At 52.0% G+C, this 223-nt stretch carries 1 rRNA gene; it reads left to right on the top strand.

Going from position 1 to position 223, the window contains the following annotated elements:
• Positions 1-96 (top strand): 16S ribosomal RNA (locus tag EYW45_RS25065); the annotation flags it as partial.
• Between the last annotated feature and the right edge of the window lie 127 nt (positions 97-223).

A 223-nucleotide genomic window follows, 5' to 3' on the forward strand; every position in this document is an offset into this window, starting at 1 on the left:
ACCGCAAGGAGGGCGATTACCACGGTGGGGTTCATGACTGGGGTGAAGTCGTAACAAGGTAGCCGTATCGGAAGGTGCGGCTGGATCACCTCCTTTCAGAGCGAAAGTGTACGGTGTTAAGTGTCCACGCTTATCGGTTGTTGTTTATAGCTGGATCGTGCATGAGTATGGGTAAGAGGGATTGCCTCCCTGTGCTGCATGTTCGTGACTACATGATCCATGA

It is taken from the genome of Schauerella aestuarii, from assembly GCF_009866805.1.
Taxonomy (GTDB): domain Bacteria; phylum Pseudomonadota; class Gammaproteobacteria; order Burkholderiales; family Burkholderiaceae_B; genus Schauerella; species Schauerella aestuarii.